The organism is Klebsiella sp. HMSC09D12, assembly GCF_001808475.1.
GTDB lineage: Bacteria > Pseudomonadota > Gammaproteobacteria > Enterobacterales > Enterobacteriaceae > Klebsiella > Klebsiella oxytoca.
This window is the reverse complement of record NZ_KV793428.1, coordinates 26,644-39,685: the sequence shown is the minus strand read 5'-3', so window position 1 is coordinate 39,685 and position 13,042 is coordinate 26,644. Positions and strand designations below refer to the sequence as shown.

The 13,042-nt window shown below is 53.0% G+C and carries 10 protein-coding genes and 3 tRNA genes; 6 read left to right on the top strand and 7 right to left on the bottom strand.

Annotated features, from left to right (window positions below):
• Window positions 1-77: 77 nt before the first annotated feature.
• Window positions 78-153, bottom strand: a tRNA-Val gene (locus tag HMPREF3178_RS05755).
• Between the two features lie 259 nt (window positions 154-412).
• Here HMPREF3178_RS05755 and gltX point away from each other — a divergent pair.
• Complete coding sequence (gene gltX / locus HMPREF3178_RS05750) at window positions 413-1,831, top strand: glutamate--tRNA ligase (protein WP_004104317.1); 1,419 nt, start codon at window positions 413-415, stop codon at window positions 1,829-1,831.
• A gap of 61 nt (window positions 1,832-1,892) precedes the next feature.
• Here gltX and HMPREF3178_RS05745 read toward each other — a convergent pair whose 3' ends face one another.
• Window positions 1,893-2,285, bottom strand: coding sequence for a YfeC-like transcriptional regulator (locus HMPREF3178_RS05745; protein ID WP_004104316.1), 393 nt, complete (start codon window positions 2,283-2,285; stop codon window positions 1,893-1,895).
• Between the two features lie 4 nt (window positions 2,286-2,289).
• Window positions 2,290-2,643, bottom strand: a complete 354-nt coding sequence (locus tag HMPREF3178_RS05740) for a YfeC-like transcriptional regulator (RefSeq protein ID WP_004104315.1) — start codon at window positions 2,641-2,643, stop codon at window positions 2,290-2,292.
• 219 nt (window positions 2,644-2,862) lie between these two features.
• Between HMPREF3178_RS05740 and HMPREF3178_RS05735 the strand changes: the two genes are divergently transcribed.
• The 3 genes from HMPREF3178_RS05735 (at window position 2,863) to HMPREF3178_RS05725 (ending at window position 5,433) form a co-directional block, all read left to right on the top strand.
• Window positions 2,863-2,938 (top strand) — tRNA-Ala (locus tag HMPREF3178_RS05735).
• Window positions 2,939-2,979: 41 nt separating this feature from the next.
• A tRNA-Ala gene (locus tag HMPREF3178_RS05730) sits at window positions 2,980-3,055 on the top strand.
• Between the two features lie 197 nt (window positions 3,056-3,252).
• A complete protein-coding gene (locus HMPREF3178_RS05725; RefSeq protein WP_004104314.1) occupies window positions 3,253-5,433 on the top strand; it encodes an EAL domain-containing protein in 2,181 nt (726 codons plus the stop codon).
• Window positions 5,434-5,475: 42 nt separating this feature from the next.
• On the opposite strand, the gene HMPREF3178_RS05720 is transcribed toward HMPREF3178_RS05725, so the two are convergent.
• Window positions 5,476-6,678, bottom strand: coding sequence for a NupC/NupG family nucleoside CNT transporter (locus tag HMPREF3178_RS05720; RefSeq protein WP_004104312.1), 1,203 nt, complete (start codon window positions 6,676-6,678; stop codon window positions 5,476-5,478).
• 346 nt (window positions 6,679-7,024) lie between these two features.
• Here HMPREF3178_RS05720 and HMPREF3178_RS05715 point away from each other — a divergent pair, with 346 nt between their 5' ends.
• On the top strand, window positions 7,025-8,260 hold the full coding sequence (locus HMPREF3178_RS05715) for an Nramp family divalent metal transporter (RefSeq protein WP_004114311.1): 1,236 nt from the start codon (window positions 7,025-7,027) through the stop codon (window positions 8,258-8,260).
• Between the two features lie 42 nt (window positions 8,261-8,302).
• On the opposite strand, the gene HMPREF3178_RS05710 is transcribed toward HMPREF3178_RS05715, so the two are convergent.
• Both HMPREF3178_RS05710 and mgrA read right to left on the bottom strand, forming a co-directional pair.
• A complete protein-coding gene (locus tag HMPREF3178_RS05710; RefSeq protein WP_004104306.1) occupies window positions 8,303-8,650 on the bottom strand; it encodes a DUF2502 domain-containing protein in 348 nt (115 codons plus the stop codon).
• A gap of 130 nt (window positions 8,651-8,780) precedes the next feature.
• Complete coding sequence (gene mgrA / locus HMPREF3178_RS05705; protein ID WP_004104305.1) at window positions 8,781-9,773, bottom strand: L-glyceraldehyde 3-phosphate reductase; 993 nt, start codon at window positions 9,771-9,773, stop codon at window positions 8,781-8,783.
• Between the two features lie 176 nt (window positions 9,774-9,949).
• Here mgrA and HMPREF3178_RS05700 point away from each other — a divergent pair, with 176 nt between their 5' ends.
• Window positions 9,950-11,611, top strand: coding sequence for an alpha-keto acid decarboxylase family protein (locus tag HMPREF3178_RS05700; RefSeq protein ID WP_004104304.1), 1,662 nt, complete (start codon window positions 9,950-9,952; stop codon window positions 11,609-11,611).
• Here HMPREF3178_RS05700 and HMPREF3178_RS05695 read toward each other — a convergent pair.
• Window positions 11,608-12,843 (bottom strand): ion channel protein, encoded by a 1,236-nt coding sequence (locus HMPREF3178_RS05695; RefSeq protein ID WP_004104303.1) that lies wholly within the window; start codon window positions 12,841-12,843, stop codon window positions 11,608-11,610. The genes HMPREF3178_RS05700 and HMPREF3178_RS05695 overlap by 4 nt on opposite strands.
• Between the last annotated feature and the right edge of the window lie 199 nt (window positions 12,844-13,042).

Genomic DNA, 13,042 nt, shown 5'->3' with positions numbered 1-13,042 from the left:
AGGTGCTCTCCCAGCTGAGCTAATCACCCACTTCGGTACTTCACATTTTATGACAAGAAATCCAGCTGGCGAGAAAGTGGTGGGTGATGACGGGATCGAACCGCCGACCCCCTCCTTGTAAGGGAGGTGCTCTCCCAGCTGAGCTAATCACCCCCGCTGTGTGGAGTCGCATTATAGGGAGAGTTGAAAATGAGTCAACGCCTTTTCTAAATAATTTGTTTGTTCGTCGTAAAATTAAACAAAACGATCGCAATGTCATCTATGACGCATGATTTATAAACAAAAAGGGTAAAGCGTGACGTTGAAACGGTAACAACATTGAGGAATCAGCCCACGGTGTTAGAATATTCCTCCATAAAATCCAACGAACACTGCCGCGTGTCGGCACCTTTATCAAACGTAAGGCCACTTCATGAAAATCAAAACTCGCTTCGCGCCCAGCCCGACAGGCTATCTGCACGTTGGCGGCGCGCGTACTGCTCTCTATTCCTGGCTTTTTGCACGTAACCACGGCGGTGAGTTTGTGCTGCGTATTGAAGATACCGATCTTGAGCGCTCCACGCCGGAGGCCATTGAAGCCATCATGGATGGTATGAACTGGCTGAGCCTGGAATGGGATGAGGGTCCGTACTTCCAGACCAAGCGTTTTGATCGCTATAACGCCGTCATTGATGAAATGCTGGAAGCGGGCACGGCCTATAAATGCTATTGCTCTAAAGAGCGTCTGGAAGCGCTGCGTGAAGAACAAATGGCAAAAGGCGAAAAGCCGCGTTATGACGGTCGCTGCCGCCATGGTCACGAACATCATGCTGATGATGAACCTTGCGTTGTTCGTTTTGCCAACCCGGAAGAGGGGTCCGTTGTTTTTGACGACCAGATCCGCGGTCCGATCGAATTCAGCAACCATGAGCTGGACGATCTGATTATTCGCCGTACCGATGGTTCTCCAACCTATAACTTCTGCGTCGTGGTTGACGACTGGGATATGGAAATCACCCACGTTATTCGTGGTGAAGACCATATCAACAATACACCGCGCCAGATTAACATCCTGAAAGCGCTGAATGCGCCTGTGCCGGTTTACGCCCACGTTTCGATGATTAACGGCGATGACGGTAAAAAACTATCCAAGCGTCACGGCGCGGTCAGCGTTATGCAGTATCGCGACGACGGCTACCTGCCGGAAGCGCTGCTGAACTATCTGGTGCGTCTGGGATGGTCCAGCGGCGACCAGGAAATTTTCTCTCGTGAAGAGATGATTAAGCTGTTTAGCCTGGGAGCGGTGAGCAAATCTGCGAGCGCGTTCAACACCGAAAAACTGCAGTGGCTGAACCATCACTATATCAACTCGCTGGCCCCGGAATATGTGGCAACGCATTTACAGTGGCACATTGAGCAGGAAAATATCGACACCCGTAACGGCCCGCAGCTGGCTGAGCTGGTTAAGCTGCTGGGCGAACGCTGCAAAACGCTGAAAGAGATGGCGGCGAGCTGCCGTTATTTCTATGAAGATTTTGCCGAGTTTGATGCCGATGCGGCGAAAAAGCACCTGCGTCCTGTTGCTCGTCAGCCGCTGGAAGTGGTACGCGATAAATTAGCCGCTATCAGTGACTGGACAGCGGAAAATGTTCATCACGCGATTCAGGCGACGGCTGATGAACTGGAAGTCGGGATGGGCAAAGTCGGGATGCCGCTGCGAGTTGCCGTAACCGGCGCAGGCCAGTCTCCGGCGCTTGATGTGACCGTGCATGCGATTGGCAAATCCCGTAGCGTAGAACGTATCAATAAGGCGCTGGCCTTTATTGCTGAACGCGAAAGCCAACAATCCTGATACTTGAAACAGACATTGCAAAACGGCGGGGATAGCTAACCCCGCCGTTTTTTTTTGCCTGCTACTTTGCATCAGTAATACCAAGCCGGGAGAGAAATCCGCTAATCCCCTCGCGCGCAAGAAGATCGCGCAGGTGTAACTGTTCGGTCGGGGTCATCAGGTGCATGGTTTCGACAATCTGCCGCCATATGGCGTCAGCATCATTCACAAAGTATTTGACGGGCTGTTCAGCCAGCTGATTATCTATCGCCAGATGCCGTAGCGCCGGAATATTGGCGAGGAAATCGATAACCGGCCTGTCGATGACGATAAGACGAGCGCGCCCCCCTTTGACTCCGGGTATCGGTTCCGTCCGCCATTTTTGTTCTCTGGCCCAGCGGTTAATGGTTTGTCGGGCGAGGTTAAGACTCTCGGCGAGCTCCGCTGGCGTCATTTTATCTTTAAGTTTCATCATGCTTTCACCGATCGCGGATACCCAGTCGGTTGAGTAATCCTGTGATCCCTTCACGCAACAGCAGCGACATCAGCAACTTTTGCTCACCCGGCGTCATCTCTTTGCACAGCGTAAGAAGCAGAGATTCCAGTTCGTTATCCGTTGCGGAGTAGGGGACCGGGTTTTCGGCCACGCGCTGCGCGCTGCGTATGAATTCGCGAACCTGCTCATTGACATGTACGAGGCGCGCTTTACCGCCCTGAACGCCGGGGCGCGGGGAGGTTTGCCACCCCTCTTTACGTACCCATTTGTTTATGGTTTGCCGACTGAAGCCAGTCAGATGCGCTATTTCTTCAGGTGTCATTCGTTCCTTGAGCATACTATTTCCTGAGTAAATATGTGGGAATTAGTTGCACATGTTATAGCATCCTTTTACAGGAAAGAGTGACATGTTTAGCTTCTGGCTGCGATAAGGCTCGCAATGTCAGCCGTTTGCCTGCTTTTTCAGCGATCAAATTGCGGGGATTCATTTTGCCGTTGACACCTGACGAAGGAATTCATATTATGCCGCCCGTCAACACGACACGCTTTACGTTACGGGGCTATAGCTCAGCTGGGAGAGCGCTTGCATGGCATGCAAGAGGTCAGCGGTTCGATCCCGCTTAGCTCCACCAAATCCTGCACCCAGCAGATTTGGTTCGTAAAGAGGTCCTGTGGGGCTATAGCTCAGCTGGGAGAGCGCTTGCATGGCATGCAAGAGGTCAGCGGTTCGATCCCGCTTAGCTCCACCAAATTCCGAACCCTCGCTGCGGCGGGGGTTTTTGTTTTTATCAGGGAAATGTAAAGTACTTTCTGAATAAGTCAGTAAATCTCCGCGTTAAGTAATTTCAGATTTTTTCACTATTTAAAATCTTGCCTGCCTTTATTAAGCAACATAATATTTGCTGCCTAAATATATTTGTTGCCGCAGGAGTTTTAATTAACAATAATGATTGATCATTTTAACATTAAGATCAAAAAAACTCTGCTGGCCCTTCTGGTCTGCTTTATAGCCATTCCGCTGTCCAGATTTATTTCTCCTCAAACTATTATTGACGGAAATCAAATTTATCTGGCATGGCTGCCGTTGAGCTTAATGTATGCTGTGCTTTTTATTTTTGGCCGCTATGCCGTTGCTCCATTGGTAATCGCGTTTGCGATTACCAATGCCTGGATAATCGATCTGACCTTCACTCAGGCGGTCATCCTGCTTTTTTGCCAGCTCTTCTCGGTATTCCTCTCCTGCGCTATTGTCCGTTATCAGCTTGGAAGGCGCTGGCGCGCCGGGCTGACGGCGAAACATATGGGCGTGAGGGTTTTCTGGGGCGGTTTCTTCGCGCCAATTCTGCTCAAGATCACAATGTATCTGGCGGGGCGCTTCTTTTCGTTTCCGCTGGCGATTTCCAGCTATTTCGGCAATATGTCGGTTATCTACACCGTTATCGATATACAGAGCCTGATTAGCGCTGCGTTAATTTTTACGACCTTCTTTTATTATCCGTTGCGGATGATTATCAGTCCGCGATATGCGCGAGTATTCTGGCGCAATCTTTGTCATTCATGGCAAGTGCGCGAGCAGCGAGTATTTACGCTGTACTGGTTTGTAGCGCTGGCGGCAATATTACTGGTGCTATGTACGCCTTATGATTCTGTTTTTATTGCTGGTTATTTAGTTCCTCTTATTTTCATTTTGTACTTTATTGGTATTAGTCGTCTGGCGCATACGCTGATTCGCATTTCGTGGTCCGTTTCAGCATTTTTACTCGTGGCCTATAACCAGAATTTTTTGCATGGGGTACAAACTGAATATTCCCTGTCATTTGTGCTTTCGGTGCTAATTTGTTTCACTATCTGTCTGTTTTATATGGCGGATATCTACGCGCGCAGTGAAAGAATGAAGTTCAGATGGCGAGACCAGGCGGAAGAAGATCCGCTAACCGGTTTGCCCAATTTGCGTGCGCTGGAGAGTCATCTGCAGCGTAACCCCGCGGTTGCTATAAGCAGCCTGCGAATACAGAATCTGGATTTCCTTAGCCGCCATTACGGCATGATGATGAGGGTTGAGAGCAAACGGCAAATCGCCTGTAAGCTACAGCCGCTATTGTCTCAGGGAGAGCGGATTTTTCAGCTTCCCGGTAGTGAGCTATTGCTGGTGCTAAACGGCCCTGAACCTGAGGCGCGTTTAAATCATATCGTTTCCACGCTTAACCATAAGAAGTTCAGCTGGAACAACCAGACGTTGGATCTCGAGTTTGGCGCATCGTGGGGAGGCTATAGCGGTACCGAATCGGATATTCACCCGATGCTTGGTCAGCTTAGCTGGCTATCGGAGCAGGCCGGCGCGGCTCGTCGCGTGTTAGCGCTTGACGCCGCTCAGGAACAGATTTCCGATCAAACAAGCGAACAGGTCCGGCTGCTGGCGCAGATTAAGCAGGCGCTTAATGAGCGCGGTCTGGTACTGTATGCCCAGCCCATCCGCGATGCCGCAGGAAAGGGATACTATGAAGTTCTTTGCCGTATGCGCTGCGGTAATAACATCATTACGCCCGATAAGTTTATTCCGCCGATCGCGCAGTTTAATCTGAGCCAGCGCTTTGATATGCAGGTACTGGAAACGCTGTTCAGCTCGCTCAGGCACCATCAAGGGCAGCACTTCTCCGTGAATCTGCTGCCCTATACGCTGATGCAAAAGGATAGCGCGACGCAAATTATCTCGCTTTTTAAACGCTATAACCTGTCGGCGGAGGCGATAACGATTGAAGTCACCGAAGAGCAGGCGTTTTCCGATGTGGAAACCAGTATGTATAACATACAGCAGCTGCGAGAATTCGGCTGCGCTATCGCTATCGATGATTTTGGCACCGGCTACGCTAACTATGAGCGGCTGAAAAGCCTGCAGGCCGATATTTTAAAAATTGACGGTTGCTTCGTGCGGGATATCGAAACCGATCCGCTGGACGCCATTATGGTCAAATCGATTATCGAAATGGCTAAGGTTAAAAAGATGAAGGTGGTGGCGGAATACGTTGAAACGCCGGAGCAGCGGGAAAAACTTCTTCAGCTAGGGGTCGATTACCTCCAGGGGTATCTGGTAGGTAAACCGCAGCCGCTGAGCGAGCTGCGGACGTAAAAAAGCCGGGACTTGCCCGGCTTTCTCTCTAGCGAAGAGGGATTACAGTACCAGCGCGGCGATAGACGCAGAAAGCACGCTCACCAGAGTGGAACCGTAAACCAGCTTCAGGCCGAAGCGAGAAACCACGTTACCTTGCTCTTCGTTCAGGCCTTTAATTGCGCCAGCGATAATGCCGATAGATGAGAAGTTAGCGAAGGAGACCAGGAAGATAGAGATGATACCTTCCGCACGCGGTGAGAGCGTGGCGGCCACTTTCTGCAGATCCATCATGGCGACGAATTCGTTAGAAACCAGCTTGGTTGCCATAATACTACCTACCTGCAGCGCTTCGCCTGCCGGTACGCCCATGACCCACGCCACCGGATAGAAGATATAGCCGAGGATCCCCTGGAAGGAGATGCTATAGCCAAACCAGCCGGTAACGGTGGCGAACAGGGCGTTCAGCGCGGAGATCAGGGCAATAAAGCCAATCAGCATGGCGGCGACGATAATCGCCACCTTAAAGCCCGCCAGGATATATTCACCCAGCATTTCGAAGAAGCTTTGGCCTTCATGCAGATTAGACATCTGCAGATTTTCTTCGCTTTCGTCAACGCGATACGGGTTAATCAGCGACAGAACGATAAAGGTACTGAACATGTTGAGTACCAGCGCCGCAACAACGTATTTCGGCTGCAGCATGGTCATGTACGCACCTACGATAGACATGGATACCGTAGACATCGCGGTCGCAGCCATGGTGTACATGCGGTTGCGGGACATTTTGCCAAGAATATCTTTATACGCGATGAAGTTTTCAGACTGACCCAGAATCAGCGAGCTGACTGCGTTAAAGGATTCCAGCTTGCCCATACCGTTGATTTTGGACAGTACGGTACCGATCGCGCGAATGACGATAGGCAGAATACGAATATGCTGCAAAATACCAATCAGCGCGGAAATGAAGACGATAGGGCACAGAACTTTCAGGAAGAAGAAAGCTAGGCCTTTGTCGTTCATGTTGCCGAAGACAAAGTTTGTCCCTTCATTGGCAAAGCCGAGGAGTTTTTCGAACATCTCGGAGAAGCCCTTCACAAAACCCAGACCAATGTCAGAGTTCAGGAAGAACCAGGCCAGCAGCACTTCAATGACAAGCAGCTGAATGACATAACGAATACGAATCTGCTTACGGTTGTGGCTGACCAACAGGGCCAGAATAGCCACCACTACGATCGCGAGAATAAAGTGCAAGACGCGGTCCATATTTGCTCCAAATATGAGGCAGGTTAAATTTCTGTGCACATTCTATGTAACAAGCGCAAAGAAAACGAGAGCCAGCACACACTATTGCAAGGATATGTGACTAATGGCAAAAATAGTGATCAACCATGCATTTTTGTTATGTTACGTAAAAGTTTTAAAAGTTGCGCTGTTGTACTATTCTGATGACTGATTAAGAGAATTTATCAGTTCCCCGGTTTTAAGTTACTGACCTGCTATCGTTCCCCCCTATCACAGCAATCATTATCATCGCTCTAAATGAACTTGATAATCATTCGCATTTTGATAGCATAAAACATAGCAAAGGCTATATTTCCAGAGGCAGAAAATGACAAACAGTCGCGTTGAGAATAGCAGCGGTCGCGCAGCGCGCAAGATTAAGCTCGCCCTGATGGGGCCTGCGTTCATTGCTGCCATTGGCTATATCGATCCGGGTAATTTCGCTACTAACATCCAGGCCGGCGCCAGCTTTGGCTACCAACTGCTATGGGTGGTCGTGTGGGCAAATCTGATGGCGATGCTGATTCAGGTGATGTCGGCGAAGCTGGGTATCGCTACCGGTAAAAATCTGGCAGAGCAAATTCGCGACCACTACCCGCGTCCGGTGGTGTGGTTTTACTGGGTGCAGGCGGAAATTATCGCTATGGCGACCGACCTTGCAGAGTTTATTGGCGCAGCCATTGGATTTAAGCTGGTGCTCGGCGTGTCATTGCTGCAGGGCGCGGTATTGACGGGGATCGCGACGTTCCTGATCCTGATGCTACAGCGCCGCGGACAAAAACCGCTGGAAAAAGTCATCGGCGGACTGCTGCTGTTTGTTGCGGCGGCTTATGTCGTTGAACTTATCTTCTCCCAGCCGGCGCTGGCGCCGCTGGCGAAAGGCATGCTCGTACCGTCTCTGCCAACCAGCGAAGCGGTATTCCTTGCCGCCGGGGTATTGGGGGCGACCATCATGCCGCATGTTATCTATTTACACTCGTCGCTCACTCAGCACCTGCACGGGGGGACGCGCAAAGAGCGCTATAACGCCACGCGCTGGGATGTTGCCATCGCTATGACCATCGCAGGTTTTGTTAACCTGGCCATGATGGCGACCGCCGCCGCGGCCTTCCATTTCAATGGTCACACCGGCGTTGCCGATCTCGATCAGGCCTATCTGACGCTGGAGCCGTTGTTGAGCCACGCGGCAGCCACCATCTTTGGGCTGAGCCTGGTCGCCGCCGGTTTATCCTCCACGGTTGTAGGCACCCTGGCGGGGCAGGTCGTAATGCAGGGTTTTATTCGCTTTCATATTCCGCTGTGGTTTCGTCGGGCCATTACCATGCTGCCTTCATTCATTGTGATTTTGATGGGGCTTGATCCGACGCGTATTCTGGTGATGAGCCAGGTCTTGCTGAGCTTCGGTATCGCCCTGGCGCTGGTGCCGCTGCTCATCTTTACCAGCAATGCGCGGCTGATGGGGGATCTGGTTAATTCCCGGTGGGTGAAAGTGCTGGGGTGGGCGATTGTCGCGGTGGTTGTGGTGCTCAACGGCTGGCTGATTGTTGGAACGCTGGTCGGTTAAGCAGGTAATTAAAAAAGGGAGCCGGATGGCTCCCTTTTGCGATTAATGATGCCCGTGACCATGGCCGCGGCCGCCATGGCCTCGTCCCCAGCCGCCGCGTCGGTCGTCGCGATCTTTCCAGCCTTCGCGATAGCCGCGTTCGTAGGCTTTACCTTTATCCCAGCCGCGATGCCAGCCGTTATCGTGACGACGCCAGCGGTTATCGCGCCATTCATAGTGTTTACGCCAGTAATCACGGTCGCGCCAGCCGCCACCGTCCCAGTAGTTACCATAATTGTCGCGATCGCCAATTTGTAATTTTATTGATGGCAACAGGGTGATTTCACCAGCGTTAGCGACCAATGGCGCTGAAGCCAGAAGCACTGCAGCCAAAATCAGTGACCTGAACATACTCTTCTCCTTCACGATCGGGGCCGTTGTCGGCCTGTTAACCCGATATTACGGGGCAGTAAAGCCCCGTCGCATCGGAGGAACTCCTAAATCGCCAGTGAGAGCACTTTTTGCTAAAGTAAAAATGAATTTACACCGCAAGGATTGCGTCAATCGTTGCCTGTTCTTCGGCGGTGAAACGGCGGTTTTCCAGCATGCCAATCGCATCGTCGAGCTGCGTGGTTTTGCTGGCGCCAATCAATACCGAAGTCACTTTCTCGTCGCGCAGCACCCAGGCCAGGGCCATCTGCGAGAGCTTCTGCCCGCGGGCTTCGGCCAGTGCGTCAAGTTGACGAATCTTTTCCAGTTTGCTTTCGGTAAGCTGATCCGGTTGCAGGAATTGACTGCCGCTGGCGGCGCGGGAATCCGCCGGAATGCCGTGCAGATAACGGTTAGTTAACTGGCCGCCGGCAAGCGGTGAAAACGCTATACTTCCCACCCCTGCGCTCTGCAGGAAATCGAGTAAGCCCCCCTCGACCCAGCGTTCGAACATGGAATATTTAGGCTGATGAATCAGACACGGTGTGCCCAGCTCGTTAAGAATATTGACGGCTTCCCGGGCCTGTTCGAGAGGATAATTCGATAATCCAACGTACAGGGCCTTCCCCTGGCGGACGAGATGGTCCAGCGCGCGCATGGTTTCCTGCAGCGGCGTTTCAGGATCGGGACGGTGGTGGTAGAAAATATCGACATAGTCGAGGCCCATTCGTTTAAGGCTTTGGTCGAGGCTGGCAATCAGATATTTGCGTGAGCCCCAGTCGCCATAGGGGCCGTCCCACATGGTATAACCGGCTTTACTGGAGATAATCAGTTCATCGCGATAGGGCAAGAAGTCCTCTTTCAGGATGCGACCAAAATTGCTCTCCGCGGAACCCGGCGGTGGCCCGTAGTTGTTGGCCAGGTCGAAATGGGTGATGCCGAGATCGAATGCGTGACGCAGAAGCTGACGGCTGGTTTCCACCCGCGTTTCGTCGCCGAAATTATGCCAAAGCCCAAGAGAAATTGCCGGTAGCTTTAGCCCGCTATGACCGCAACGGCGGTATTCCATCGTTTGATATCGCGTGGTGTTTGCCTGGTAAACCATACTTCCTCCGCACTTAAAACAGGGTTGTGTATACGTTTACACTAAAGAATGTTTGCCGGCGAGTATACTCCCGGAACGCGTAAATTTTGCTTTCCACCGTCTTTGTTGAGTGCAATCTGGACAGCGCAACTGCTTATTCAATACTCAACTTACCTGCACGAGAGGAGAGTAAGGATATGCAACCGACTTATACCATTGGCGATTATCTGCTGGATCGTCTCGTAGATTGCGGCATAGACCGCTTGTTTGGCGTACCTGGTGATTACAATTTACAGTTTCTCGATAGCGTTATTGCGCAGCAGAATTTAGGGTGGGTAGGTTGCGCTAACGAGCTCAACGCGGCCTACGCCGCTGATGGCTATGCGCGTATCAAAGGCGCAGGCGCGCTGTTGACCACCTACGGCGTCGGCGAACTGAGCGCGCTTAACGGTATTGCCGGCAGCTACGCCGAACATGTTCCGGTTCTGCATATTGTCGGCGCCCCCTCAACCGGCGCGCAGCAGCGCGGCGAGCTGCTGCACCATACGCTGGGCGACGGTGATTTCAGCCACTTCTCGCGCATGAGCGAGCAGATTACCTGCTCTCAGGCGGTACTGGCGGCGGGAAATGCCTGCCATGAAATCGACCGCGTACTCTGCGAGATGCTCACCCATCATCGCCCCGGTTATTTGATGCTGCCTGCCGATGTGGCGAAGGCAAAAGCGACACCCCCTGCACATCCTTTGCTTATTCCGAGTCTGCCTGCCGATGAGAACCAGCTGGCGGGATTCCGCGAGCACGCGGAGCGGATGCTCAGAAGTCGTCGTCGCGTATCGCTGCTGGCTGATTTTCTTGCTCAGCGCTATGGGCTACAAAATGTTCTCCGAAAATGGGTCGCCAGCGTGCCCGTCTCCTGCGCCACGATGCTAATGGGCAAAGGGCTTTTTGATGAGCAACAAAGCGGTTTTGTTGGCACTTACAGCGGGATTGCTAGCGCAGAGGAAACCCGCGAGGCCATTGAAAACGCTGACACCATTATTTGTATCGGCACCCGTTTTACCGACACCATTACCGCGGGCTTTACCCAGCATCTGCCGCAGGAAAAAACGATTGAAATCCAGCCGTTTGCCGTTCGGGTAGGCGACCATTGGTTCAGCCGGGTTCCGATGGATAAGGCGCTCGAAATAGTCATCGAGCTCTCCGCAAGTCTGGCGGGGGAATGGGTGCCGCCGAATATTCAGGCGCCCGGGGTGAGCGGCGCGCCTGAAGGAAGCCTGACGCAGAAAAACTTCTGGAGTACGGTGCAGGAACAGCTCCGCCCGGGAGACATTATTCTTGCCGATCAGGGAACCGCGGCTTTTGGCGCCGCCGCGCTTAAGCTGCCCACTGACGCAACGCTGATTGTCCAGCCGCTATGGGGATCGATAGGTTTCACCCTTCCGGCAGCCTACGGGGCGCAAATAGCAGCGGCGGACAGAAGGGTCGTGCTGATTGTCGGCGATGGCGCAGCGCAGTTAACTATTCAGGAACTGGGATCGATGCTCAGGGATAAGCAACGTCCGCTGATTCTGTTGCTCAATAACGAAGGCTATACGGTGGAGCGCGCGATTCACGGCCCCGAGCAGCGGTATAACGATATTGCGCTCTGGGACTGGAATCGTCTGCCTGATGCTTTTGCTCCCGATGTCCCGTCCCGATGCTGGCGCGTGACTCGCACGCATGAGCTGAGAGAAGCGATGAACAGCAGCGTCGCCTCAGACAGACTGACGCTGGTAGAGGTGATGCTGCCCAAAATGGATATCCCCGACTTTCTGCGCACGGTCACTCAGGCGCTGGAAGAGAGGAACAGTCGCGTTTAATCGCTATTCTTTCTGGCAATCATCAACGGCTTTCCGGCCAGCAGCAGCCAGGCCGGAAGCATAACAATGCACAGTAGCGGCAGTAGCGTGGTATCCGACACGACCACTGCCGCCATAAACAGGCTCAGCCAGCCATCACGCGTCACTACCAGCGTCAGGCCGAGGATAGCGCAGGAAACCGTGATGGCTGCCGGCACGGCGGGAACGTGTGCATGCAGCATCAGACCGAGCGCGACGCCGACGAACACGGCAGGAAAAATACGCCCGCCGCGAAAACCGCAGGCGGCGGCAAGTATCAGCGCCGCAAGCTTGATCACGGCAATAAGCAGGTAATCATTGGCGCCAAGCGTCAGGCTTACCGGCAACTGCTGCATCTCATCAAGGCCTTTAAATAGCGTGATATGCCCGCCGATGACGCCCAGAATCCCTAATAAAAACCCGCCGACGCCCAGCGTAAGCACAGGATTTTTCAGACGATGCATCAGCGTGTGTAGACGCGGCAGGCACCAGACGGCGACCATGCCAACGGCAATCGCGATAAGCGTCACGATGGCGCCGCTAATAATGTCGACGAAGCGCAGCTCCGACAGATAAGGCAGCGGTAGCGAAAAATGGGGGTGAAAAAACAGGCTGGTGGTCAGGGAACCCGCTGCCGCCGCAAGCAGCGGAGCAAATAGCTTGTCCCACAGGGGAACATCGTTGCTGCCGTTCAGCGTTTGCGAAAATATCAACGCCGCCGCGACCGGAGTGCCGAATAGCGCGCCGATGGTGCCGGAGGCGGCGAGAATCGTCCAGTCCAGAGGGGTAATGCGTGGAAACAGGCGACTGCCCACCGCAGCCGCCAGGGCGATATTCACGACCATAATAGGATGTTCCGGCCCCAGGCTAACGCCGCCCGCCAGACCCACTATCAGCGCCGCAAGCAGACCCGGCAGCGCGCTGGTGCTGACCGGTGCGCCTATCAGCGACTCTGTTGCCGGGTCCGGTCCCGCGTGCCCGGGACTAAAGCGCACGATCAGCCCAACGGCGATGCCGGTTCCGGTGAGAATAGCCATCGTCCACAAAGGGCCATCGGCATTGATGCCTACGCTCGCAGGCAGGCTGGTCCACAGGATATTTTGCAAAACGGCGGCTATTTTCATCGCCACGATTAAAACCAGACTGCAAGCAATACCAATGACGACTGCGGGTATCGATAATAGGAGCATGGTTCTGGCGCGTGGGTGCAGCATGAAAATATCCTTCTGAGTATCCTTGGCACTAATTTGCATGGACTCGTAAAGAGCGTCGACGCAAATGGTGCTGAAACGATAAAGTAATGATGCAACCTGAAAATTGTAAGCGCCAGGATGCTCAATTTTTCATGAATTTCAGTTCAATTGTGACGCAGATCGCTAAACCAGGGGCGCTTATGCGTTGGTCGTTGTTGTT

What these genes read in the sequence shown, in the direction of transcription:
- HMPREF3178_RS05720 (WP_004104312.1), bottom strand. Translation starts at nt 6,678, where the DNA reads ATGGACCGCGTCTTGCACTTTATTCTCGCGATCGTAGTGGTGGCTATT.
- HMPREF3178_RS05725 (WP_004104314.1), top strand. Translation starts at nt 3,253, where the DNA reads ATGATTGATCATTTTAACATTAAGATCAAAAAAACTCTGCTGGCCCTT.
- HMPREF3178_RS05740 (WP_004104315.1), bottom strand. Translation starts at nt 2,643, where the DNA reads ATGCTCAAGGAACGAATGACACCTGAAGAAATAGCGCATCTGACTGGC.
- HMPREF3178_RS05695 (WP_004104303.1), bottom strand. Translation starts at nt 12,843, where the DNA reads ATGCTGCACCCACGCGCCAGAACCATGCTCCTATTATCGATACCCGCA.
- HMPREF3178_RS05715 (WP_004114311.1), top strand. Translation starts at nt 7,025, where the DNA reads ATGACAAACAGTCGCGTTGAGAATAGCAGCGGTCGCGCAGCGCGCAAG.
- mgrA (WP_004104305.1), bottom strand. Translation starts at nt 9,773, where the DNA reads ATGGTTTACCAGGCAAACACCACGCGATATCAAACGATGGAATACCGC.
- HMPREF3178_RS05745 (WP_004104316.1), bottom strand. Translation starts at nt 2,285, where the DNA reads ATGATGAAACTTAAAGATAAAATGACGCCAGCGGAGCTCGCCGAGAGT.
- HMPREF3178_RS05710 (WP_004104306.1), bottom strand. Translation starts at nt 8,650, where the DNA reads ATGTTCAGGTCACTGATTTTGGCTGCAGTGCTTCTGGCTTCAGCGCCA.
- HMPREF3178_RS05700 (WP_004104304.1), top strand. Translation starts at nt 9,950, where the DNA reads ATGCAACCGACTTATACCATTGGCGATTATCTGCTGGATCGTCTCGTA.
- gltX (WP_004104317.1), top strand. Translation starts at nt 413, where the DNA reads ATGAAAATCAAAACTCGCTTCGCGCCCAGCCCGACAGGCTATCTGCAC.